Here is a 24242-nt window from a genome sequence, read left to right as displayed (position 1 = left end):
CCGGTGAACCCTGATGCTTTGAGCCCCCGCCTTTTTCCTGCCGATACAAGCTGTTACTGTACAGGCCATAAAAGCCCAAGCCGCCTGGATCGGATACCAGACTTGATACGTCCCCTCCTCCTGTTCCTGATCAGCCTGGCCCTGAGCTCCACCGCCAGCGCAACCATCAGCGAAAGCCATGGCTACGCACAATTCGGCACGCTCAAGTACCCGGCCAGATTTACCCACTTCGACTGGGTCAACCCGCAAGCGCCCAAGGGCGGTACCTTGCGGGTCATGGCATTCGGCACCTTCGATACACTCAATCCCTACACCTTCAAGGGCAGCAGCCCGGTCTCCACGGCGAATTTCCTGCAATACGGCATCAACGAGCTGAACGAGCCGCTGATGGTCGGCACCGGCCAGTACGCACCTTCCGGCGACGAGCCTACTTCGAGCTACGGCCTGATCGCCCAGAGCGTGGAATACAACGAAAACCGCAGTTGGGTAGTCTTCAACCTGCGGCCCGAGGCGCGGTTTCACGATGGCGTGCCGATCACCGCCTATGATGTGGCGTTCTCCTACCGGACGCTGCTCAAGGAGGGCCACCCGCAATACCGCACCAACCTGCAGGAAGTGCTGCGGGTCGACATCCTCAATCCGCTGAAAATCCGCTTTGTCTTCAAGCGCGCGGGCAATCCGTTGTTGATCCTGCGCCTGGGCGAGCTGCCGGTGCTGCCCCAGCATTACTGGGAACACCGCGACTTCAAGGCCACCACCTTCGAACCGCCCCTGGGCAGCGGTCCTTACCGCATCTCCAAGGTGCAGCCGGGCCGTCAACTGGTGTTCGAGCGGGTCAAGGACTACTGGGGCAAGGACTTGCCAGTCAATCGCGGCAAGTACAACTTCAACCGCATGGAAGTGGAGTTCTATCGCGACAGCGACGTAGCCTTCGAAGCCTTCAAGGCCGGCGAATTCGACATCTATATCGAACATCAGGCCAAGAACTGGGCCAACGGCTACGACTTTCCGGCGGTCAACCGCGGCGATGTGATCAAGGCGCAGATTCCCCACCAGATCCCGACCCAGACCCAGGGTCTGTTCATGAACACCCGGCGCAGCACGTTTGCCGAGGTCAAGGTGCGAGAGGCCCTGGGGTTGATGTTCGACTTCGAGTGGACCAACCGCACGCTGTTCAGCAGCGCCTACAAGCGCACCCTCAGTTACTACCCCAACAGCGAGTTTTCCGCCAGTGGCCTGCCGGTGGGGCACGAATGGCTGTTGCTCAAGCCGTACCGCGAACAATTGCCGCCCCGGCTGTTCACCGAACCCTTCAGCCTGCCCCATACCGACGGTCGCGGCATTCCCCGGGAAACCCTGCGCAAGGCCCTCGGGTTGCTGAAAGAGGCCGGATGGACCCTCAACGGCCAGCGCCTGTTGAACGCCGACGGCAAGCCCCTGAGCTTCGAGATCCTGCTGGTGAACCCGAACCTGGAGCGCATCCTGCAGCCCTACGTCGAGAACCTCACCAGCATCGGCATCCAGGCCCGCCTGCGCACGGTGGATCGCGCCCAGTACAAACAGCGCCTGGACCAGTTCGACTTCGACATGGTCCTGCTGACCCTGAACCAGACACTCAGCCCGGGGCTCGAACAGTGGCAGTACTTCCACTCCAGCCAGGTCGGGGTCAAGGGCAGCAAGAACTACGCCGGGATCGCCAACCCCGTGGTCGACCACCTGTTGGAAAAGCTACTCGCCGCCCAGACCCGCGACGAACAGGTCGCCGCCGGCAAAGCCCTCGACCGTGTGCTGCTGTGGCAACACTACTGCATACCCAACTGGTATCTGAATTATCATCGCCTGGCCTACCGTAACCGGTTCGCCTTTGTCACCACGCCGCCCTACACCCTGGGCCTGAGCGCGTGGTGGCTGAAATCTTCGGAGAAAGATCAATGAAGCCTCTACGCGCCCTGCTCCTGCAGGCTGGCGGCCTGCTTTTCACCGGGCTGGCCTGTGCCGCGCCGCAGCACGCCGTGACCTTGTATAACGAGCCGCCGAAATACCCGGCCGACTTCAAGCATTTCGACTATGTGAACCCGGACGCGCCCAAGGGCGGGATATTCCGTCAGGGTGGCTTTGGCGGTTTCGACAGCCTCAATCCGTTCATCAGCAAAGGCGTGCCGGCCGATGACATCGGCCTGATCTACGACACCCTGGCCAAGCAAGGCCTCGACGAATCCTTCACCGAATACGGCCTGATCGCCGAAAAGATCGAAAAAGCCCCGGACAATGCCTGGGTGCGCTTCTACCTGCGCCCCGAGGCCCGGTTCAACGACGGCCATCCGGTACGCGCCGAAGACGTGGTCTTCAGCTTCCAGACCCTGACCAAGGACGGCGCGCCGATGTTCCGCGGCTATTACAACGACGTCGCCGAAGTCATCGCCGAAGACCCGCTCAAGGTGCTGTTCAAGTTCAAGCACACGAACAACCGCGAACTGCCACTGATCCTCGGCCAACTGCCGGTCTTGCCCAAGCATTGGTGGGCGGACCGCGACTTCAACAAGGGCAACCTGGAGATCCCCCTGGGCAGCGGTCCCTACCGGGTTACCGAAGTGAAAGCCGGGCGTTCGGTCCGCTATGAGCGGGTCAAGGACTATTGGGGCAAGGACCTGCCGGTCAATCGCGGCTTCTATAATTTCGACGTCCTGACCACCGACTACTACCGTGACAACACCGTCGCGGTCGAAGCCCTGAAAGCCGGGCAGTTCGATTTCTGGCTGGAAATGACCGCCAAGAACTGGGCCAACGCCTACAACATTCCGGCCGTCACCGAAGGGCGGTTGATCAAGGAGCAGATTCCCAACGGCAACCCCACCGGCATGCAGGGCTTCGTCTACAACCTCCGTCGCCCGGTGTTCCAGGACGTGCGGGTGCGCAAGGCCCTGAGCCTGCTGCTGGACTTCGAATGGACCAACAAGCAACTGTTCAACGGCGCCTATGCCCGCACCCGCAGCTATTTCGAGAACTCGGAAATGGCCGCCACCGGCCTGCCCGGCGAGGACGAACTGAAGATCCTCGAGCCCCTGCGCGGCAAGATTCCCGAGCAGGTCTTCACCGAAGCGTTCCAACCTTCGATGTGCGATGGCAGCGGCATGATCCGCGACCAGCAGCGCAAGGCCTATCAATTGCTGCAGGAAGCCGGCTGGCGCATCGTCGACGACAAGATGGTCGATGCCCAGGGCAAACCGGTGGTGCTGGAGTTCCTGCTGGCCCAGACCGAGTTCGAACGGGTACTGCTACCGTTCAAGCGCAACCTGAGCGACCTGGGCATCGAGCTGGTGATTCGCCGGGTCGACATCTCGCAATACATCAACCGTGTGCGCTCCCGGGATTTCGACCTGATGGTGGGCAGCTTCCCGCAGTCCAGCTCGCCAGGGAACGAACAGCGCGAGTTCTGGATGTCGGCCGCCGCCGACAAGCCCGGCAGCCGCAATACCATGGGCTTGAAGGATCCGGCCGTCGACCAGTTGGTAGAACAACTGATCAACGCCGATTCGCGCAAGAGCCTGGTCGCCCACGCCCGCGCCCTGGACCGTGTGTTGCAATGGGGCTACTACGTGATTCCCAACTGGCACATCAAGACCTGGCGCGTGGCCTACTGGAACCACATCGGCCACCCGAAAGTCACGCCGACCTATGACATCGGCACGACCACCTGGTGGGTCAAGCCGGACACCAAACCTGCCGATGAAGTAAAGCAAGTCATCGAACAACAGAACAACGCTGCCCCGGCGAGCGTGGAGTAACCCGATGCTGGCTTATATTTTCCGGCGGCTGCTGCTGATCATCCCGACCCTGTTCGGCATCCTGCTGATCAACTTCGTCATCATCCAGGCCGCGCCCGGCGGGCCGGTGGAGCAGATGATCGCCAAGCTCGAAGGCTTCGAAGGCGCTACCAGCCGCATCGCCGGCGGCGGTGCCGAAGTCTCCGTGGCCGGTTCGTCCTATCGCGGCGCCCAGGGCCTGGACCCGGCGCTGGTCAAGGAAATCGAGCGCATGTACGGGTTCGACAAGTCGGCCCCCGAACGCTTGTGGATCATGATCAAGAACTACGCCCATCTGGATTTCGGCGACAGTTTCTTCCGCGACGCCAAGGTCATCGACCTGATCAAGGAAAAGATGCCGGTGTCCATTTCCCTCGGGCTGTGGAGCACGCTGATCATGTACCTGGTGTCGATCCCGCTGGGGATCGCCAAGGCCACGCGGCATGGCAGCCATTTTGATGTGTGGACCAGTTCGGCGATCATCATCGGCTATGCGATTCCGTCATTCCTGTTTGCCATCCTGCTGATCGTGGTGTTTGCCGGCGGCAGCTATTTCGACTGGTTTCCGTTGCGCGGCCTGACCTCGAACAATTTCGATCAATTGAGCTGGGGCGGCAAGATCCTCGATTATTTCTGGCACCTGGCCCTGCCGGTGACCGCCCTGGTGATCGGCAACTTCGCTACCATGACGTTGCTGACCAAAAACAGCTTCCTCGATGAGATCAACAAGCAATACGTGGTCACCGCCAAGGCCAAGGGCCTGACGCGCAACCGGGTGCTCTACGGCCATGTATTCCGCAACGCCATGCTGTTGGTCATCGCCGGTTTCCCTTCGGCGTTCATCGGCATCTTCTTCACCGGCTCCTTGCTGGTGGAGGTGATCTTCTCCCTCGACGGCCTCGGGCTGATGAGTTTCGAGGCGGCGATCAACCGCGATTACCCGGTGGTCTTCGGCACCTTGTTCATCTTCACCCTGCTGGGGCTGGTGGTGAAACTGATCGGTGACCTGACCTACACCTTCGTCGATCCACGCATCGACTTCGAAAGCCGGGAGCATTGAGATGAACCTGTCCCCCCTCAATCGCCGCCGGTTCGAACTGTTCAAGGCGAACAAGCGTGGCTGGTGGTCGCTGTGGCTGTTCACGATCCTGTTCGTCCTCAGCCTGGGCGCCGAACTGATCGCCAACGACAAGCCCCTGGTGGTGCATTACGGCGGCGGCTGGTACTTCCCGGCCCTCAAGCGCTACCCGGAAACCACCTTCGGCGGCGAATTCCCGCTGGAAGCCAACTACAAAAGCCCATACATCCGCGAACTGCTGGCGGCCAAGGATGCCTGGGTGTTGTGGGCACCGATTCCGTTCAGCTACCAGAGCATCAATTACGACCTGAAGGTCCCCGCCCCCGCACCTCCCTCCGCGGTGAACTGGCTGGGCACCGACGACCAGGGCCGGGATGTACTGGCCCGGGTCATCTATGGCTTCCGCATTTCGGTGCTGTTCGCCCTGACCCTGACACTCCTCAGCTCGATCGTCGGCGTCATCGCCGGGGCCTTGCAGGGCTTCTATGGCGGTTGGGTCGACCTGGCCGGCCAGCGCTTCCTGGAGATCTGGTCCGGCCTGCCGGTGCTTTACCTGCTGATCATCCTGGCCAGTTTCGTCCAGCCCAACTTCTGGTGGCTGCTGGGGATCATGTTGCTGTTCTCCTGGATGAGCCTGGTGGACGTGGTGCGCGCCGAGTTCCTGCGCGGGCGCAACCTCGAATACGTGCGCGCCGCCCGCGCCCTGGGCATGCAGAACGGTGCGATCATGTTCCGGCATATCCTGCCCAATGCCATGGTCTCGACCATGACCTTCATGCCCTTCATCCTCACCGGCGCCATCGGTACCCTCACCGCCCTGGACTTCCTCGGTTTCGGCCTGCCGGCCGGCGCGCCGTCCCTGGGCGAGCTGGTGGCCCAGGGCAAATCCAACCTCCAGGCGCCCTGGCTGGGCATGAGCGCGTTCGCCGTACTGGCGATCATGCTGAGCCTGCTGGTGTTCATCGGCGAGTCCGCTCGCGATGCCTTCGATCCGAGGAAGTGACATGAACCAGGACAATCTGATCGAAGTCCGCGACCTGGCGGTGGAATTCGTGGTCGGGCAACACCGCCAGCGCGTGGTCGAGGGCGTCAGTTTCGACATCAAGCGCGGCGAAACCCTGGCCCTGGTGGGAGAAAGCGGCTCGGGCAAGTCGGTAACCGCCCACTCGATCCTGCGGTTGCTGCCGTATCCGCTGGCCCACCACCCCACCGGCGCCATCCAGTACGCCGGGCAGAACATGCTGGGGTTGAAGGAAAAAACCATCCGTCACATCCGCGGCAACCGGATCGCGATGATCTTCCAGGAGCCGATGACGTCCCTCAATCCGCTGCACTCGATCGGCAAACAGATCAATGAAGTGCTCGGCATCCACAAGGGCCTGACCGGCAAGGTCGCGACCCGGCGGACCTTGGAGCTGCTGGAACTGGTGGGCATCCCCGAACCGCACAAGCGGCTCAAGGCCCTGCCCCACGAACTGTCCGGCGGCCAGCGCCAGCGGGTCATGATCGCCATGGCCTTGGCCAACGAGCCGGAACTGCTGATCGCCGACGAACCGACCACTGCCCTGGACGTCACCGTCCAGCTGAAAATCCTCGATCTGCTCAAGGATCTGCAGGCACGATTGGGCATGTCGCTGCTGCTGATCAGCCACGATTTGAACCTGGTCAGAAGAATTGCGCACCGCGTATGTGTCATGCAGCGCGGTTGCATCGTCGAACAGGCATCGTGCACAGAATTGTTCCGCGCGCCGCAGCATCCGTACACTCGGGAACTGCTGGCCGCCGAGCCCAGCGGCAACCCGGCGAGCAACGTGGTCGGCCCGCCGCTGTTGCAGGTCGAGGACCTGAAAGTCTGGTTCCCGATCAAGAAAGGCCTGTTCAAGCGCACGGTGGATTACATCAAGGCCGTGGACGGCATTCGCTTCAGCCTGCCCCAGGGCCAGACCCTGGGCATCGTCGGCGAAAGCGGCTCCGGCAAGTCCACCCTGGGGCTGGCGATCCTGAGGTTGATCGGCAGCCGGGGCGGGATCCGCTTCGAAGGCAAGCAGCTGGACAACCTGACGCAGCAGCAGGTGCGACCGCTGCGCCGGGAGATGCAAGTGGTGTTTCAGGACCCGTTTGGTAGCCTGAGCCCGCGGATGTGTGTGGGCCAGATTGTCGGTGAAGGCCTGCGGATCCACAAGATCGGCACCGAAGCCGAACAGGAACAAGCGATAATCGCGGCATTGAAGGAGGTAGGCCTGGACCCGGAAACCCGGAACCGCTACCCCCATGAATTTTCCGGAGGGCAACGGCAGCGTATCGCCATTGCCCGAGCCCTGGTGCTCAAGCCGGCGTTGATTCTGCTGGATGAACCGACGTCGGCCCTGGACCGTACCGTGCAGCGCCAGGTGGTGGAGCTGTTGCGGTCGCTGCAAACCAAGTACAACCTGACGTACCTGTTTATCAGCCATGACCTGGCTGTCGTCAAAGCGCTGAGCCACCAATTGATGGTGGTCAAGCATGGCCAAGTGGTCGAACAAGGTGATGCCCGCAGCATATTCGCCGCGCCGCAACACCCCTATACACAGCAGTTGCTGGAGGCCGCCTTCCTGGCCCCAACAGCTGCCGAATAACCTGAAAGAGGAGCAACACATGGGTTTTCTCGCCGGTAAGCGCGTACTGATCGTCGGTGTCGCCAGCAAGCTGTCCATCGCATCCGGCATCGCCGCCGCCATGCATCGCGAGGGCGCTGAACTTGCCTTCACTTATCAGAACGACAAACTCAAGGGTCGTGTCGAAGAGTTCGCCCAAGGCTGGGGTTCGAGCCCTGAGCTGTGCTTCCCGTGCGACGTGGCCAGCGATGAAGAAATCGCCAAGGTCTTCGAAGAACTGAGCAAGAAGTGGGACGGCCTGGACTGCATCGTGCACTCCGTGGGCTTCGCCCCGGGCGACCAGCTGGACGGCGACTTCACCGAAGCCACCACCCGCGAAGGCTTCCGCATCGCTCACGACATCAGCGCCTACAGCTTCGTCGCCCTGGCCAAGGCCGGCCGCGAAATGATGAAGGGCCGCAACGGCAGCCTGCTGACCCTGTCGTACCTGGGTGCCGAGCGCACCATGCCGAACTACAACGTCATGGGCATGGCCAAGGCCTCCCTGGAAGCCGGCGTGCGCTACCTGGCCGGTTCCCTGGGTCCGGACGGCACCCGCGTCAACTGCGTCTCGGCAGGTCCGATCCGCACCCTCGCCGCTTCCGGCATCAAGAACTTCCGCAAGATGCTGGCCGCCAACGAAGCGCAAACCCCGCTGCGTCGCAACGTCACCATCGAAGAAGTCGGCAACGCCGGCGCCTTCCTCTGCTCCGACCTGGCCTCGGGCATCAGCGGTGAAATCATGTACGTGGACGGCGGCTTCAACACCACCGCCATGGGCAACATCGAAGAGTAATCTTCGCCGCGCATGAAAAACGCCGCTCGTCCTGGAAGGGACGAGCGGCGTTTTTCATTCCCGATTCCCCAGCCCCCCCACTCCCCTTGTGAGAGCGAGCTTGCTCGCGATGGCTATCTGTTAGTCGCATCAGTATTGGCTGGGCCACCGCTATCGCGAGCAGGCTCGCTCCCACAGGGGTTCCGGGGCTGGCCGCAAAATCTCCATCCATCGCCAATCCCCTGTGGGAGCGAGCCTGCTCGCGATGGCGGTGGGTCAGTTGTAGATGATGGAGGGCTTCAGCACCGTTTGCCCTGTTTCTGGGCATACATGGCTGCGTCCGCGTCAGCCAGCAAGCTGTCGATCGATTCGTGGTGTTGTGGCCCGTACTCGACCTGCCCGACGCTGAAGCGAATGTCATAACCGCGCTGCAGCATCGCATTGCGTTCATCGAGGACTTCCCGGAGTCGCGCCATGATCGCCGAGATCTCGACGTGGGAAGAGCCGGTCAGCAAGGCGACGAATTCGTCACCGCCCAGACGGCCGATCACGTCGCTTTCGCGAAAGGCGATGCGCAGCACGTCGGCGAAGGTTTTCAGCGCGCTATCGCCCTCGGCATGTCCGAAGCGGTCGTTGATGGGTTTGAAATCGTTGAGGTCGAAGTATAACAGCGTCGCCGGTCGCGACAGTCGCTCACACACGTTCAGCGCATGTTGGGCCAGCGTCCTGAAACCGCGCCGATTGGACAGCAACGTCAGTTCATCCATGCTCGCCATCTGCACGGCGACCATTTCCTGCTCGGCCATGCGCGCCAGGTCGCGCAGCAGCTCGCGCTCTTCGTCATCGAGCCTGCGCGGACGGGTGTCGATCAGGCACAGCGTCCCCAACTTGCTGCCACCCTCCAACCTCAGCGGCTGCCCCGCGTAGAAGCGAATGCCGGGATCCCCCGTGACCATTGGATTGTCTCGAAAGCGTTCGTCCTGCTCTGCGTCGCAAACCTCCATGATCTGATCCTGCAGGATCGCATGCCCACAGAAGGAAACCGCCCGCGGGGTTTCACTGACGCTCATGCCGCCATTGGATTTGAACCATTGCCGGTTGGCATCCACCAGGGAGACCAGCGCGAAAGGCACATCGAACAGCCGTCGAGCGAGGCGGGTCAATCGGTCGAATCGCTCTTCGGGTGCGGTATCGAGCAGTTTCAACGATTGCAAGGTCTTGAGACGGACCGCTTCGTCGTCAGGTTTACCGGGTTCGAGCATCGGTCGCTCCGTTGTGGGCAATGGTTCCAGTCTAGCCCAGCCCTGCTCCGCTTCCACTGCCGACGAGATCGCGTGACCGAATCGGACGGGCATTTGCCGACGAGGGCTTATACACTACGAAACTGGTTCAATAAGAGGCGTTGACCGATGAAGTCCCTTCCCCACGACTCCGCCCCTCGTTTCTGGCGCGACCCGGCCCTGCCGTTCATCGAAGCCCGGGGCATCGCGGATGGGCGCAAGGTCTGTTACTCACGGCATTCCCACGACCATTTCTCCATCGGGGCAATCACCGCCGGATGCAGCACCTACGTGCATGGGCAGTCGAACTTCAAGATCGAAAGCGGCACCGTGGTGCTGATGAACCCCGGTGACGTCCACGCCTGCAACCCGATTGACGACCAGCCATGGTCATACGTGATGCTCTACGTCGACACCCTGTGGCTGAGGGACCTGCAGCGACGAATCGGCTTTGACGAGCAACTGGAGTTCCAGGGCTTTACCACCACCCACAGCCGCGATGCCGAGCTGTTTGCCGCACTGCAAGGGTTGTATGGGCACTTGGTGGATGAACGGCTCGCCCCCTCGTCCAAACAGGCCGCCGCCGAGGCGTTTTTCATCGATCTGCAACAGCGTCTCAATCCCGCGGGGCGTCCGGACCGGGGCAGCCATCCGGGGTTGATGCGGGCGGCACAGTTCATCCATGACCATTGCACCGAAGCCTTGACGCTCGAAGACATCTGCGCCGCCGCAGAGCTGTCACCGTCGTACCTGAGCCGGGCTTTCAAGCGCCATTACGGTATGACGCCCCATGCCTTCCTGGTCAATCGCCGTATCCAGTTCGCCCGCCGGCAATTGCGCGAAGGCAAGCTGATCGCCGATGTCGCGCTGGACAGCGGATTTGCCGACCAGGCGCATTTCCAACGCGCCTTCAAGCAGCACCTGGCGGCTACGCCGGGGCAGTATCGCGGGTGACCTGCGGCAGCCCCCCGAGACAGCTCAAGGCAACAACAAATACACCGCACTCGCCACCAGCAACACCGCCATCGCCCGATTGAACAGCCGCATGGTCGCCGGATTGCCCAGCCAACTGCGCAGGAAACTGCCGGCATATGCCCAGCAGCCCACCGAGACGTAGCAAATCACCAGGTAGATGGCCGCAAATTGCCAGACCAGCCTGGCCTCGCCATCGGCCACGAAAGCGCCCATTCCCGCGACACAGGCCAACCAGGCCTTGGGGTTGAGCCATTGCATCAGTGCTCCATAGAACATTGACGGTGCCCGCCCCTCGTCATTGGCGCCCAGGTGACCATTATCCATAGCCAACTTCCAGGCCATGAACACCAGGAACGCCACGCCGCCCCATTGCACCACTCGCGCAAGACCGGGCCAGCGCTGTAGCACTTCATGCAACCCCAGCCCCATCAGCACCAGCAACAGGACGAACCCCAGGGTGGCGCCGGCCACATGGCGCAACGTCGCACGAAAGCCGTACCGGGCCCCAGAACTGAGAGCCACGATATTCACAGGACCCGGCGTGATGGAGGCGACCAGGGCAAATGCCGCCATGGAGAAAAACAGAGTCATCGCATACCTTCTTCATGTTGGTGAGGTAGCGCACACAGTAAGTCTGCGAAAGCCGTGGGTATTGAATAAAACTGCCCCATCGCAACCACGCTGTACCGTAGTGATTTTTACGTAAACTTTATGCAGTATCCGGCCAGCGGAGCCGATACTGTGCGGCTTACTCAACCAGGCGTGCCCTATGTCCTTTGCGGTAGTGCGATTCATCGGCTTCATTCTCGGTATTTTCCTGATCACGCTGGCCGCAAGCATGGTTATTCCACTCATCACCCTGATGATCTATGGGCGAAACGATGACCTCTCGGCGTTTTTATGGTCGAGCCTGATCACCTTCACCTGTGGCATCGCGCTGGTGGCCCGCGGACGGCCCGCACAGACGCAGATGCGCCCTCGGGACATGTACCTGTTGACGACCGCCAGTTGGATTGTTGTCTGCGGGTTCTCCGCGCTGCCGCTGGTGCTCATCCAGCACATCAGCTACACCGACGCCTTTTTCGAGACGATGTCAGGCATCACCACCACCGGCTCGACCGTCTTGACCGGACTGGACAACGCATCCCCCGGCCTGCTGATCTGGCGCTCGATGCTGCACTGGCTTGGCGGGATAGGCTTTATCGGCATGGCGGTGGCGGTCCTGCCGCTGCTGCGGGTCGGCGGCATGCGACTGTTCCAGACCGAGTCATCGGACTGGTCGGAAAAAGTCACTCCACGCTCCCATGTCGCGGCGAACTACATTCTGTGGATCTATATAGGATTGACCGCTCTGGCAGCCCTGGCCTTGTGGCTGGCAGGCATGACGCCTTTCGAAGCGATCAATCATGGGATGTCCCTGATCTCCACGGGCGGCTTTTCCACGTCGGACGCCTCCCTGGGACACTGGCCTCAACCGGCCATTCATTGGGTATCGGTCGTTGTCATGATGGCCGGTTCGCTGCCATTCACCTTGTATGTAGCCACCTTGCGCGGCAATCGGCGAGCGTTGTTCAAGGACCAGCAAGTCAAAGGGTTTATCGGCTTCCTGATCGTCACCTGGCTCGTGGTCGGAACCTGGCTGAGCCTGAATAGCGACTACACATGGTGGGACTCGGTTCGTATCGTGGCCGTCAACGTGACTTCCGTGGTCACCACCACCGGCGTTGCGCTGGGTGACTACACCCTGTGGGGCAGTTTTGCCTTGTTGTTGTTCTTCTACCTGACGTTCGTCGGCGGTTGTTCCGGCTCGACCGCAGGCGGCCTGAAAATCTTCCGCTTTCAGGTGGCCCGAGCCTTGCTGATGGGCAGCTTGAAACAATTGATCCATCCGCGGGCAGTGATTCAGAAGAAATACAACAACCATCCCATCGATGAAGAAATCGTTCGCTCGCTGCTGACATTTTCATTTTTCTTCACCATCACCATCGGCGCTATCGCCCTGGGTCTGGCACTGATCGGCCTGGACTGGACAACCGCCTTGACCGGCGCGGCCACCGCCGTGTGCAACGTGGGACCGGGGCTGGGATCGATCATCGGACCAGCGGGTAACTTCTCGACCTTGCCGGATGCCGCGAAATGGCTGCTGACCGTTGGCATGTTGCTGGGTCGCCTGGAGATCCTGACCGTCCTGGTATTGTTTACCCCGGTGTTCTGGAAGTACTGAATCCTTCGCCCTTTTGCACAGTACAAGGCAAAAAAAACCGCGACACCTCGATAGAGGCGCCGCGGTTTTTTTCAGGCGATCAGCGGTCGTTCTTGATCGAAGAGCTGGTCGCGTTGGTCAGTCCCTTGGTGTTGTGGGTACCGGGCGTGGCATCGGAGATCGCCGAAGCCTTGGTCAAGCCGCGGGTGTCGCGGTCGTTGGCAATGCTCGACGTGACCGACGCATGGCTCGCACGATCAGTGCGAGTGGTCCCGGTGTGCTTGCCGCTGACGCCATGATCGCGGGTGCGCGTGGCGGTGCCGGTGTGGTCGCTGCTCAGGCCTTTGCCGTGACCACTGGAATCGCTGGATTTGCCGCTGCCCTTGCCACCACCATTGCCACCGCCGCTGCCGCCTCCGTTGCCACCGCCATGACCGCCACCATTGCCACCCGCTGCGGCGTAGCTCGCGCCAATGGGCGACAGATCCGCTGGCAGCAAGGCAGAAGCACCGAGCATCAGGGTGCAGACTGCGGCGGCGATTAACGACTTCTTATGTTTGGACATGTTGTCTCCGAAAGACAAAATCAACGGTTGAACCTCTAAGACCAAAAGGTTCAATTTTTGTTCGCGACCTCCCGACCAACGACAGGACCCAACGACAGAAAATTCACTGTCGATTTTTCGGTGGAGCTGTACCGGACGCAGTTCTATGCTCAGCCCCATGAACAGACAAGACTCACTGCTCCCGCCCCACGCCGAGATGGTCCGCGCCATGCTCGAACGAGACACCGCCTATGAGGGGGTGTTCTTCACTGCGGTCAAGACCACCGGCATTTTCTGTCGCCCTGCCTGCACGGCGCGCAAACCCAAACCGGAGAACGTAGAGTTTTTCGCCCATGCCGACGAAGCCATGTCGGCCGGCTACCGCGCCTGCCTGCGCTGCAAACCCCTGGACGCTGCCGCCATCGCACCGGACTGGATCCAGGCGCTGCTCAAGGCGGTGGACGCCGAACCCGATCTGCGCTGGACGGACGCCCTGCTGTTGGAACAAGGCATCGAGCCCTTGAAGCTGCGACGCTGGTTCAAGCAGCATTTCGGCATGACCTTTCACGCCTACCTGCGCACCCGGCGCCTGGGCATCGCCCTGGGTGGCATCAAGGAGGGCAACTCCATCGACAACGCGGCGTTCGATTCGGGCTACGAGTCCCTTAGCGGGTTTCGTGACGCGTTCGTGAAGTCTTTCCACTTCACGCCGGGCCGCGCAGCCCACAGCGAGCCCCTGCTGTTCACGCGGCTGACCACGCCATTGGGACCGATGCTGGCCATGGCCGAACGACGCGGGCTGGTCCTGCTGGAGTTTCTCGACCGCCCGGCCCTGACCCGGGAAATCGAGGAGCTGCAACAGCGCTACGGCTACACCGTCGCGCCGGGGCACAACGCGCACTTGCAGCAGATCGAAACCGAACTGGCGGATTATTTCGCCGGCAACCTCACGACTTTCAACGTCCCATTGCACATGCCGGGCAGTGCATTCGCCGTCCGGGTCTGGGCCGAACTGCAAAAGATCCCTTATGGCGAGACTCGCAGCTACGGCGCCATCGCCGCCCTCCTCGGCAGCCCTGGCGCCAGCCGTGCCGTGGGGCTGGCCAATGGGCAGAATCGCCTGGCCATCGTTGTACCGTGCCATCGGGTGATCGGTGCGGACGGCTCCTTGACCGGCTATGGTGGCGGACAACCGCGCAAGGCCTTCTTGCTGCGACTGGAAAAAGCCGCCGTGCAGGTTTCCCTGCCCCTGGCGTTCTGATCAACCCGAGGACACAGCTCCGATGCCCGTGCCGTACCACGATGCCAGCGTCTTTCTTGCCAGCCTCGATGAAGAGTGGCGGCGCCATGTCGAAACGACCGGTCCCTGCCTGCTGCAACCCAGGCCAGCCCGCGATCCCTACGAAGTCCTGGTGCGGGCCATTGCCTACCAGCAGCTGCATGCCAAGGCCGGCGATGCGATCTTTGGTCGGTTGTTGGCGTTATTCCCGACGCAGCCGTTTCCCAGGCCGGAGCAGATTCTGGCGACCGACTTCGAGCAGTTGCGCGGCTGCGGTTTCTCCGCCAGCAAGATCGCAACCATCCAGGGCATCGCCCAGGCGGCCCTGGACGGCGTGGTGCCGGACTACCCGACAGCGCTGGCCATGGACGACGAAGCCTTGATCGAGCGCCTGGTCACCCTTCGCGGCGTCGGTCGCTGGACCGTGGAGATGTTGCTGATCTACAGCCTGGAGCGACCGGACATCCTGCCGGTGGACGACTTCGGCGTGCGCGAAGGTTATCGGCGCTTGAAGGGCCTCGAACGACAGCCCGCTCGCAAGCAGATGATCGACATCGGCCTGGCCTGGAGCCCCTATCGGACGGTGGCGGCATGGTACCTGTGGCGAGTGCCGGTGCCTGCCCGGGGGACCGCGTGATCGTTCATCGTGAGCAGGCTCGCTCCCACAGGGGAACGCATTTCAATGTGGGAGCGAGCCTGCTCGCGAAGGCGCCAGGCCTGTCGAAACGCTGACCGTCTACGCTGTCCAGGATCATTCCAATTCCATCGGAGGCTCCCATGCAGCTCGAAGGTTCCTGCCATTGCGGCGAGGTGTCATTCAGCCTGACCTGTGCCCACCCCTACCCTTATCAACGCTGCTACTGCTCGATCTGTCGCAAGACCCAGGGCGGCGGCGGTTTTGCGATCAACCTGGGCGGCGATGCCCGCAGCCTCAAGGTTCGGGGTCGCCGGCACATCTCGATCTACCATGCGCGACTCAAGAACGAAGGCGATAAACGCGCCCACCGCAGCAGTGCCGAACGGCATTTCTGCTCTCTTTGCGGCTCGGGATTGTGGTTGTTCAGCCCTGAATGGCCGGAATTGATCCACCCTTTCGCCTCGGCCATCGACACACCACTGCCGGTTCCGCCGGAGCATACCCACCTGATGCTCGGCTCCAAGGCCCCTTGGGTGGAAGTCGAAGCGCAGCCGGGCGACCAGCGGTTCGAGGTTTATCCCGAGGAGTCCATTGCGCAGTGGCATGAACGCCTGGGGTTGACGGCTTAACGCCCCCATCGCGAGCAGGCTCGCTTCCCACAGGAGGAATGCGTTTCCCTGTGGGAGCGAGCCTGCTCGCGATGGAGTCAGTACAAACGACGCAGGACTAAAGCGCCGGCACCCCACTGTGAAACCGAAATTCCACATCCGGCGACTCGATCAAGTCCCGCTCGGCCTCACGCACCTTGTCAATCACCTGGGCGATGTCCTTGGCATCACCATACTGGTAGGCCAGTTTCAGGTAGCCCTGGAAATGCCGGGCCTCGCTTTTCAGCAGGCCGAAATAGAATTTGCCCAGTTCTTCGTCCAGATGCGGCACCAGTGCCTCGAAACGCTCGCAACTGCGGGCTTCGATGAACGCACCGACCACCAGGGTATCCACCAGCTTGACCGGCTCGTGGCTGCGCACCACCTTGCGCAGGCCCGAGGCATAACGCCCGGCGGAGAGCTGGCGCAAGCCCACCTTGCGCTTTTTCATCAGGCGCATGACTTGCTCGTGGTGCACCAGCTCTTCCCGGGCCAGGCGCGACATCATGTTGATCAGATCGACATGGGAATGGTACTTGGCGATCAGGCTCAGGGCAGTGCTGGCGGCCTTGAACTCGCAGTTCTTGTGGTCGATCAGCAACGTTTCCTGATCGGCCAACGCGGCCTGGACCCAGGCATCGGGGGTGCGGCAGCCGAGGAATTCGTGGATTTCGGGAAGGATCATGGGGCTCACGGGGGAAAGGTAGTCGAGCGAAGGGCGCCGATTATACCGGGCTGCCTCCAGACCACCAGCCACCGCCGTTGATATGCATCAAGTCGACGACTCACCGGCAGGAACTATAGTTGAGCAACATCATGCCTTTTCATCGCTGGAGACGCCGATCATGCAAGCCATTCGCAGCATCCTGGTGGTCATCGAACCCGAACATTCGGAAAGCCTGGCGCTCAAGCGCGCCAAGTTGATCGCCGGCGTGACCCAGGCTCACCTGCATCTGCTGGTATGCGATAGGCAGCACGACCATGCCGGCATGCTCAGCGTACTGAAGGCCGCGCTGCTGGCAGATGGCTACAGCGTCACCACGGAACAGGCCTGGAACGAAAGCCTCCACGAAACCATCATCGACGTGCAGCAGGCCGAAGGCTGCGGCCTGGTGATCAAGCAGCATTTCCCGGACAGCCCGCTGAAGAAAGCCCTGCTGACGCCATCGGACTGGAAACTGCTGCGTCATTGCCCGACCCCGGTATTGCTGGTGAAAACCGCCGGTTCCTGGCGGGACAAAGTCATCCTGGCCGCCGTTGACGTGGGCAATGCCGACGGCGAGCACCGGCACCTGCATACCACCATCATCGACCACGGCTATGACATTGCCCGCCTTGCCAAGGCCCACCTGCACGTCATCAGCGCCCACCCGTCGCCCATGCTCTCGGCGGCCGACCCGACGTTCCAGCTCAAGGAAACCATCGAGGCCCGTTATCGCGAGCAGTGCCGCTCGTTCCAGGCGGAGTTCGACATCGATGACCAGCACCTGCACATCGAAGAAGGCCCGGCGGATGTATTGATCCCGTTCATGGCGCATAAACTGCAGGCGGCGGTGACCGTGATCGGCACCGTGGCCCGCTCCGGGCTGTCAGGGGTGCTGATCGGCAATACCGCCGAAGCAGTGCTCGATGCCCTGGAAAGCGATGTGCTGGTGCTCAAGCCGCAGGAGGTGGAGGATCACCTGGTGGAGCTGGCAGTCAAGGGCTGACCTGACCAGCCTTTGTGGGTACTGTCCTTTTGGGAACCTTCCCTTGTGGCGAGGGGATTTATCCCCGCTGGGCTGCACAGCAGCCCTAAATCCTGACACTTCGGTGCAACAGATAGATTGTGTTGATTGTATTGGGGCTGCTTCGCAGCCCAGCGGGGATAAATCCCCTCGCCACAGCAGATCCTCCTGCCACAATTAATCACCTTGTCAGCCGCCCATCGCATCCTTCAGGAACCCCGGCGCGATGTAGCGCTGGTAATGGGCTTCGGACAGCAGGAAGAATTCCCGATCGATGGCATCGCGCAGGTCCGGCAGTTCCCAGTCGCGAAACTCCGGCAGCAGCACCATGCCGTAGGCTTCGAGGTTGTTGATCACCCGGGCGCCCCGGGCGATCAACTGGTAGGCCCAGCAGTATTCCGACTGGTGCGCCACGAAGCGGATCTGGCGCGCGACCAGTTGCTCGCGCAGCAGCCCGGGGTCGAACACCTCGAGCTTCGCCACCATGACTTGCACCAAAAGTTGCTCCAGGCGCATCCACACCGCGCGTTTCTCGTCCTCGTTGTAGCCGTTCCAGTGAATCACCTCGTGGTGGAAGCGCTTGCAGCCACGGCACACCAGGTCACCGTAGACAGTGGAGCAAAGGCCGACGCAGGGGGTCTTGATGAGCTGGTTGGGCATAACGGAACGCACACGCAAAAGCAGGACAGGCCGGCATGTTAGCCCTTTGTCTAAGATTGATCACCCCTCAAACTTCCCGGCCCAACTTACCTTTAATTTTTTTTTCCCGTAGAATCAGCCAGCCTTTTAAGGCGCCAATGTCCGTTAGAAGCTGTTTTCAAAGCGTCACGAGCACAGTCGTTCCTTCAGAACGGTGTTGGCGGAGGGTCTTTCCAGCGGGGAAAGCCCGACGCCAACCCTCATCAGCTCCCCGTTCTGCAGGCGTAAAACTTTGAAAGCAGCTTCTGTGAGGAACCCCGGAAACCCTGGCGTGGTGGCTCAAAAAGCCCCCGACGCGCATGAGTACCGTGGGTTTCTGGATGAGCGTCCCGGACACCCATTTGGGACCACTGATGAGGGTAATACTGTGCTTGAAGCCTACCGCAAACATATCGAAGAGCGTGCAGCACTGGGTATCGTTCCCCAGCCGCTCAACGCCGAACAAACCGCAGGCCTGGTCGAGCTGCTGAAGAATCCCCCGGCTGGCGAAGAAGCTTTCCTCGTTGACCTGATCACCAATCGCGTTCCACCGGGAGTCGACGAAGCCGCCTACGTCAAGGCCGGTTTCCTCTCCGCCCTGGCCAAGGGCGAAGTCCAATCCCCTCTGCTGGACAAGAAGCGCGCCGTTGAACTGCTCGGCACCATGCAGGGCGGCTACAACATCGTGACCCTGGTAGAACTGCTGGACAACGCCGAGCTGGCGCCAGTGGCTGCCGAAGAACTCAAGCACACCCTGTTGATGTTCGATGCGTTCCACGACGTGGCTGAAAAAGCCAAGAACGGCAACGTCCACGCCAAGGCCGTGCTGCAATCCTGGGCCGACGGCGAGTGGTTCAAGAAGCGTCCGGTACTGGCCGACAAGATCAGCCTGCGGGTCTTCAAGGTTCCTGGCGAAACCAACACCGACGACCTGTCCCCTGCCCCGGACGCCTGGTCGCGCCCCGATATCCCGCTGCACGCCCTGGCCATGCTGAAAATGGCCCGTGACGGCATCGTACCGGACGAGCAAGGCAAGACCGGCCCGATGAAGCAGATCGAAGAAATGCGCGGCCAGGGTTTCCCGATCGCCTACGTCGGTGACGTGGTCGGTACCGGTTCCTCGCGTAAATCCGCCACCAACTCGGTGCTGTGGTTCTTCGGCGACGACATCCCGTACGTGCCGAACAAGCGTGCCGGTGGTTTCTGCTTCGGCAGCAAGATCGCCCCGATCTTCTACAACACCATGGAAGACGCCGGCGCCCTGCCGATCGAATTCGACGTGTCGAACATGAACATGGGCGACGTGATCGACCTGTACCCGCATGCCGGCAAGGTCTGCAAGCACGGTACCGACGAAGTCATCACCACCTTCGAAATGAAGACCCCGGTCCTGTTGGACGAAGTCCGCGCCGGCGGCCGTATTCCGCTGATCATCGGCCGCGGCCTGACCGAGAAGGCCCGTGCCGAGCTGGGCCTGCCACCGTTCGACCTGTTCAAGAAGCCTGAAGCCCCTGCCGCCAGCACCAAGGGTTTCACCCTGGCGCAGAAGATGGTCGGCAAGGCGTGCGGCGTAGCCGGCGTGCGTCCTGGCACCTACTGCGAACCGAAGATGACCACCGTGGGTTCCCAGGACACCACCGGTCCGATGACCCGTGACGAGCTGAAAGACCTGGCGTGCCTGGGCTTCTCCGCTGACCTGGTAATGCAGTCGTTCTGCCACACCGCGGCGTATCCAAAGCCGATCGACGTGACCACCCACCACACCCTGCCTGACTTCATCATGACCCGTGGCGGCGTTTCCCTGCGTCCGGGCGACGGCATCATCCACTCGTGGCTGAACCGCATGCTGCTGCCAGACACCGTCGGTACCGGTGGTGACTCCCACACCCGTTTCCCGATGGGCATCTCGTTCCCGGCCGGTTCCGGCCTGGTAGCGTTCGCCGCTGCCACCGGCGTCATGCCGCTGGACATGCCGGAATCGATCCTGGTGCGCTTCAAAGGCAAGATGAAACCTGGCATCACCCTGCGTGACCTGGTTCATGCCATTCCTTACTTCGCCATCCAGAACGGCCTGCTGACCGTCGAGAAGAAAGGCAAGAAGAACGCCTTCTCCGGCCGCATCCTGGAAATCGAAGGCCTGGAAGGCCTGACGCTGGAACAGGCTTTCGAGCTGTCCGACGCGTCGGCCGAACGTTCGGCTGCCGGTTGCACCATCAAGTTGTCGAAAGAGTCGATCACCGAGTACCTGCAGTCCAACATCACCCTGCTGCGCTGGATGATCGGCGAAGGCTACGGCGACGCCCGTACCCTGGAACGTCGTGCCCAGGCGATGGAAGCCTGGATCGCCAACCCTGAGCTGATGGAAGCCGATGCCGACGCCGAATACGCCGAAGTCATCGAAATCGATCTGGACAACATCAATGAGCCAGTGCTCTGCGCGCCGAACGACCCGGACGACGCCCGTCTGCTCTCCAGCGTGGCTGGCGAGAAGATCGACGAAGTGTTCATCGGTTCGTGCATGACCAACATCGGTCACTTCCGCGCTGCCGGCAAGCTGCTGGATCAGGTCAAGGGTCAGCTGCCAACCCGTCTGTGGCTGTCGCCGCCGACCAAGATGGACGCTCACCAACTGACCGAAGAAGGCTACTACGGCATCTACGGCAAGGCCGGCGCACGCATGGAAATGCCAGGCTGCTCGCTGTGCATGGGTAACCAGGCACGTGTAGAGCCGAACAGCACCGTGGTGTCGACGTCGACCCGTAACTTCCCGAACCGTCTGGGCGACGGCGCGAATGTCTACCTGGCCTCGGCCGAGCTGGCATCCGTTGCATCGATCCTGGGTCGCCTGCCGACCGTCGAGGAGTACATGGAATACGCCGGCAAGATCGACAGCATGGCAGCGGACGTGTACCGCTACCTGAGCTTCGACCAGATCGCCGAGTTCCGTGAAGCGGCGGCAAACGCCAACATCCCGGTCGTTCAAGCCTAAGGCTTCGACGCTCGACTGAAAACGCCGCCCTCTTGCGAGGGGCGGCGTTTTTTTATGCCTGGAATTTTTATGCAAGCCGGACCGCCGCCATCGCGAGCAGGCTCGCTCCCACAGGAGATTTGGGGTGGGCACAATTCCCGAGAACACCTCAGAGCCTGTGGGAGCCGAGCTTGCTCGCTCCCACAGGGGATTTGGGGTAGACACAACTTCTGTGGGCACCCCGGAACAACTGTGGGAGCGAGCCTGCTCGCGATGGCGTCGGGTCAGCCAACCACCTTCGCGAGAAAGCTCGCTCCCACAGAGCCGGCGATCAAGCCGTGAGGGAATAGACCAACGCAGTAATCGCCACCAACCCCACCGATACCACGAAGACATTCGATGCCTGGCCACGATAGCGGGCCATGGCCGGGACTTTGCGGATGGCGTACATCGGCATCAGGAACAGGATGGCCGCGATCACCGGGCCGCCCAGGGTTTCGATCATGCCGAGGATGCTCGGGTTGAGCGTGGCGACGATCCAGCACACCAGCAACATGAACACCGCCGTCAGGCGATCCAGGGTCTTGGCTGCCGGGCGCCGGCCGCTCTTGACGATCAGCCCCTTGAGACCTTCACTGGCGCCGATGTAGTGCCCCAGGAACGACTTGGAAATCGCCACGAAGGCAATCAACGGCGCGGCAAACGCGATGGTCGGGTTGCTGAAATGGTTGGCCAGGTACGACAGGATCGACAGGTTCTGCGCCTTCGCTTCGGCCAGTTGCGCCGGCGACAGGGTCAGCACGCAGCTGAACACGAAGAACAGAACCATCACCACCATCAGCACATGGGCGCGGGACAGGATCTGCGCACTGCGCTGCTCGGCGCCGTCGCCGTAGCGACGTTTCTGGTCCACCGCGAACGCCGAGATGATCGGCGAGTGGTTGAACGAAAACACCATCACCGGAATCGCCAGCCACAGGGTATGCAGCAGCGCCGAAGGGGCCGGCAGTGTGGACGCGGTGCTCAGGATGCCGCCGCTCCAGTGCGGGATCAGGAATACCGCCAGGAACAGCAAAGCAACGATGAACGGATAGACCATCAGGCTCATGGCCTTGACGATCGCCTGCTCGCCACACCGCACCACCGCCAGCAGGCCCAGGATCAACACCAGGGACAGCACGGCGCGGGAAGGCGGCTGGATATGCAGTTGATGTTCCAGGAAGCTGCCCACGGTGTTGGTCAATGCCACGCTGTAGATCAGCAGGATCGGGAAAATCGCAAAGAAATACAGCAAGGTGATCAGCGCACCTGCCTTGATGCCGAAATGCTCTTCCACCACCTCGGTGATGTCCGCGCCATCACGCCCGGACAGCACGAAACGGGTCAGGCCCCGGTGCGCGTAGTACGTCATGGGATATGCCAGCAATGCCAGGATCAGCAGGGGCCAGAAACCGCCCAGGCCGGCATTGATCGGTAGAAACAACGTACCGGCACCGATGGCGGTGCCAAACAGGCCCAGCATCCAGGTCGTGTCCTGACGGCTCCATTGGCTGAGGGTGGCTGGGGCTGTCGATTCAAAGCGCTCTTCGACGCTATTGGCCTGATCATTCATCCGGTCGGATCTCCGCTTTCCGGTCATGTGCACCCGGCCAGGACGAGTCGGAAAAACCCGACAGGCAGCGCCCTGGCCGAAACAGGGGCGCGATTGTCCGGGATTAGCGAGCAGAAGCAAAGACTTAGCTGAGGAGCGGTGGTGAATGGCAAAAAAATGCCAGGGCCCGAGGTATCGCCGCTCTGCCCCAGCTCCTACACTCACAAACAGAATCCACAAGACCTGTGGGAGCGAGCCTGCTCGCGATGGCGACCTGTCAGCCAACATGGCGTCGACCGACTCACCGCCATCGCGAGCAGGCTCGCTCCCACAGGGTGTTCGTCAGTACGATTGCCCACAGGAGCCCAGCATGACCGCAACCGTCCTGGTACTGGTTGAAACCGTCAACGACTACCTGCCGATTCTCGAACGCCAGGGTTATCACCTGGAGCTGGCACCCACGCCAGCCGAGCGCAAGGCGGCGATTTTCGAGCATGGCGAGCGGTTCAATGCGGTGCTGACCCGCGGCCCCCTGGGTCTGACGGCCGACGAAATGGCCGCCCTGCCCAATCTGCAGATCATCTGCGTGATCGGTGCCGGCTACGAACAGGTGGACCTTCAGGCTGCCCGTAGCCGCGGTATCGTGGTCACCAACGGCGCCGGGGTCAACGCCTCGTCGGTGGCCGACCATGCCATGGCGCTGCTGCTGGCGCTGGTGCGCGACATTCCCCGGGCCGATGCCTGCATACGCCGGGGAGAATGGACCAAGGTCATGCGCCCTTCCCTGGCCGGCAAACGCTTGGGCGTGCTGGGCCTGGGCGCGGTAGGCATGGCGATTGCCAAGCGCGCGGCCCTGGGCTTCGACATGAGCGTCAGCTACCACAGCCGACGGGTGCGCAACGATGTGCCCTACACCTTCTGCGCCACGCCCACGGAGCTGGCCCGGGTGTCGGACTTCCTGATCGTCGCCACGCCCGGGGGCCTCGACACCCGGCGCTTGATCAACAAGCAGGCCCTCGATGCGCTGGGTCCCAAGGGTTTCCTGGTGAACATCGCCCGGGCCAGCGTGGTCGCCACCGACGAGTTGATCAGCGCGCTGGAGCATCGGCGCATCGCCGGAGCTGCCCTGGACGTGTTCGATCACGAACCCGAAGTACCCGAAGCGCTCAAGCACCTGCCCAATGTGGTCCTGACGCCCCACGTCGCCGGCCTGTCGCCGGAAGCGACCCGGGCCACGGTGGAGCTGGTGGGCCAGAACCTGACAGCGTTCTTTTCCGGTAAACCGGTGCTGACGCCGGTGCCAATGCCGGAGCCGAGTTGATTACAAAGCTGTAGAACGGACACCGAACCTGTGGCGAGGGGATTTATCCCCGCTGGGCTGCGCAGCAGCCCCAATACAATCAACACAATCTATCTGATGCACC

20 protein-coding genes are annotated in these 24242 nt (G+C 61.7%); 14 read left to right on the top strand and 6 right to left on the bottom strand.

Annotated features, from left to right (window positions below; genetic code table 11):
- Positions 1-105: 105 nt before the first annotated feature.
- Genes N005_RS09535 through fabI form a run of 6 tightly spaced genes read left to right on the top strand, consistent with a single transcriptional unit; the run spans position 106 to position 8310 of the window.
- The gene (locus N005_RS09535) at positions 106-1935 is read left to right on the top strand and encodes an extracellular solute-binding protein (protein WP_392397531.1); all 1830 of its coding nucleotides are present in this window, start codon (positions 106-108) and stop codon (positions 1933-1935) included.
- Entirely contained in the window at positions 1932-3785 is a 1854-nt protein-coding gene (locus tag N005_RS09530; RefSeq protein ID WP_047700953.1) for an extracellular solute-binding protein, read from the top strand. Before N005_RS09535 ends, N005_RS09530 begins: the two co-directional genes overlap by 4 nt.
- Positions 3786-3789: 4 nt before the next feature.
- A complete protein-coding gene (locus N005_RS09525) occupies positions 3790-4863 on the top strand; it encodes a microcin C ABC transporter permease YejB (protein WP_047700952.1) in 1074 nt (357 codons plus the stop codon).
- A gap of 1 nt (position 4864) precedes the next feature.
- Positions 4865-5884 carry an ABC transporter permease gene (locus tag N005_RS09520; RefSeq protein WP_047700951.1) on the top strand — a complete coding sequence of 340 codons (1020 nt, stop codon included), beginning with the start codon at positions 4865-4867 and terminating at the stop codon, positions 5882-5884.
- Between the two features lies 1 nt (position 5885).
- Positions 5886-7496: an ABC transporter ATP-binding protein gene (locus N005_RS09515; RefSeq protein ID WP_047700950.1), complete on the top strand. Its 1611-nt coding sequence runs from the start codon at positions 5886-5888 to the stop codon at positions 7494-7496.
- A gap of 19 nt (positions 7497-7515) precedes the next feature.
- Positions 7516-8310 (top strand): enoyl-ACP reductase FabI, encoded by a 795-nt coding sequence (gene fabI, locus N005_RS09510; protein WP_003202751.1) that lies wholly within the window; start codon positions 7516-7518, stop codon positions 8308-8310.
- A 278-nt stretch (positions 8311-8588) separates the two neighbouring features.
- Here the strand turns inward: fabI and N005_RS09505 are convergent, their stop codons facing one another.
- On the bottom strand, positions 8589-9551 hold the full coding sequence (locus tag N005_RS09505; RefSeq protein WP_047700949.1) for a GGDEF domain-containing protein: 963 nt from the start codon (positions 9549-9551) through the stop codon (positions 8589-8591).
- Positions 9552-9698: 147 nt separating this feature from the next.
- On the opposite strand from N005_RS09505, the gene N005_RS09500 reads away from it, so the two are divergent.
- Entirely contained in the window at positions 9699-10523 is an 825-nt protein-coding gene (locus N005_RS09500; protein ID WP_047700948.1) for a helix-turn-helix transcriptional regulator, read from the top strand.
- A gap of 24 nt (positions 10524-10547) precedes the next feature.
- Here the strand turns inward: N005_RS09500 and N005_RS09495 are convergent, their stop codons facing one another.
- Positions 10548-11135, bottom strand: coding sequence for a LysE family translocator (locus N005_RS09495; protein WP_047700947.1), 588 nt, complete (start codon positions 11133-11135; stop codon positions 10548-10550).
- A gap of 178 nt (positions 11136-11313) precedes the next feature.
- On the opposite strand from N005_RS09495, the gene N005_RS09490 reads away from it, so the two are divergent.
- On the top strand, positions 11314-12768 hold the full coding sequence (locus N005_RS09490; protein WP_047700946.1) for a TrkH family potassium uptake protein: 1455 nt from the start codon (positions 11314-11316) through the stop codon (positions 12766-12768).
- 79 nt (positions 12769-12847) lie between these two features.
- Here the strand turns inward: N005_RS09490 and N005_RS09485 are convergent, their stop codons facing one another.
- Positions 12848-13312: a hypothetical protein gene (locus tag N005_RS09485; RefSeq protein ID WP_047700945.1), complete on the bottom strand. Its 465-nt coding sequence runs from the start codon at positions 13310-13312 to the stop codon at positions 12848-12850.
- A gap of 157 nt (positions 13313-13469) precedes the next feature.
- On the opposite strand from N005_RS09485, the gene N005_RS09480 reads away from it, so the two are divergent.
- From N005_RS09480 to N005_RS09470, 3 genes are all read left to right on the top strand, one after another.
- On the top strand, positions 13470-14552 hold the full coding sequence (locus tag N005_RS09480) for a bifunctional transcriptional activator/DNA repair enzyme AdaA (protein WP_047700944.1): 1083 nt from the start codon (positions 13470-13472) through the stop codon (positions 14550-14552).
- A 22-nt stretch (positions 14553-14574) separates the two neighbouring features.
- Complete coding sequence (locus N005_RS09475) at positions 14575-15207, top strand: DNA-3-methyladenine glycosylase family protein (RefSeq protein WP_047700943.1); 633 nt, start codon at positions 14575-14577, stop codon at positions 15205-15207.
- A 140-nt stretch (positions 15208-15347) separates the two neighbouring features.
- Entirely contained in the window at positions 15348-15836 is a 489-nt protein-coding gene (locus tag N005_RS09470; protein WP_047700942.1) for a GFA family protein, read from the top strand.
- A 97-nt stretch (positions 15837-15933) separates the two neighbouring features.
- Here N005_RS09470 and N005_RS09465 read toward each other — a convergent pair whose 3' ends face one another.
- On the bottom strand, positions 15934-16539 hold the full coding sequence (locus N005_RS09465; protein WP_047700941.1) for a MiaE family protein: 606 nt from the start codon (positions 16537-16539) through the stop codon (positions 15934-15936).
- Positions 16540-16699: 160 nt separating this feature from the next.
- Here N005_RS09465 and N005_RS09460 point away from each other — a divergent pair, with 160 nt between their 5' ends.
- Complete coding sequence (locus tag N005_RS09460) at positions 16700-17563, top strand: universal stress protein (RefSeq protein WP_047700940.1); 864 nt, start codon at positions 16700-16702, stop codon at positions 17561-17563.
- Positions 17564-17770: 207 nt separating this feature from the next.
- On the opposite strand, the gene N005_RS09455 is transcribed toward N005_RS09460, so the two are convergent.
- Positions 17771-18241, bottom strand: coding sequence for a DUF1289 domain-containing protein (locus N005_RS09455; protein WP_047700939.1), 471 nt, complete (start codon positions 18239-18241; stop codon positions 17771-17773).
- A gap of 406 nt (positions 18242-18647) precedes the next feature.
- Between N005_RS09455 and acnB the strand changes: the two genes are divergently transcribed.
- Positions 18648-21248, top strand: coding sequence for a bifunctional aconitate hydratase 2/2-methylisocitrate dehydratase (gene acnB / locus N005_RS09450; RefSeq protein ID WP_047700938.1), 2601 nt, complete (start codon positions 18648-18650; stop codon positions 21246-21248).
- Positions 21249-21558: 310 nt separating this feature from the next.
- On the opposite strand, the gene N005_RS09445 is transcribed toward acnB, so the two are convergent.
- Positions 21559-22839 carry a serine/threonine transporter gene (locus tag N005_RS09445; protein ID WP_047700937.1) on the bottom strand — a complete coding sequence of 427 codons (1281 nt, stop codon included), beginning with the start codon at positions 22837-22839 and terminating at the stop codon, positions 21559-21561.
- Between the two features lie 349 nt (positions 22840-23188).
- Here N005_RS09445 and N005_RS09440 point away from each other — a divergent pair, with 349 nt between their 5' ends.
- A complete protein-coding gene (locus N005_RS09440; protein WP_047700936.1) occupies positions 23189-24139 on the top strand; it encodes a 2-hydroxyacid dehydrogenase in 951 nt (316 codons plus the stop codon).
- The last annotated feature ends 103 nt before the right edge of the window (positions 24140-24242 follow it).

Source organism: Pseudomonas mediterranea CFBP 5447 (genome assembly GCF_000774145.1).
Lineage (GTDB): Bacteria > Pseudomonadota > Gammaproteobacteria > Pseudomonadales > Pseudomonadaceae > Aquipseudomonas > Aquipseudomonas mediterranea.
This window is presented reverse-complemented; position numbering and strand designations above follow the sequence as displayed.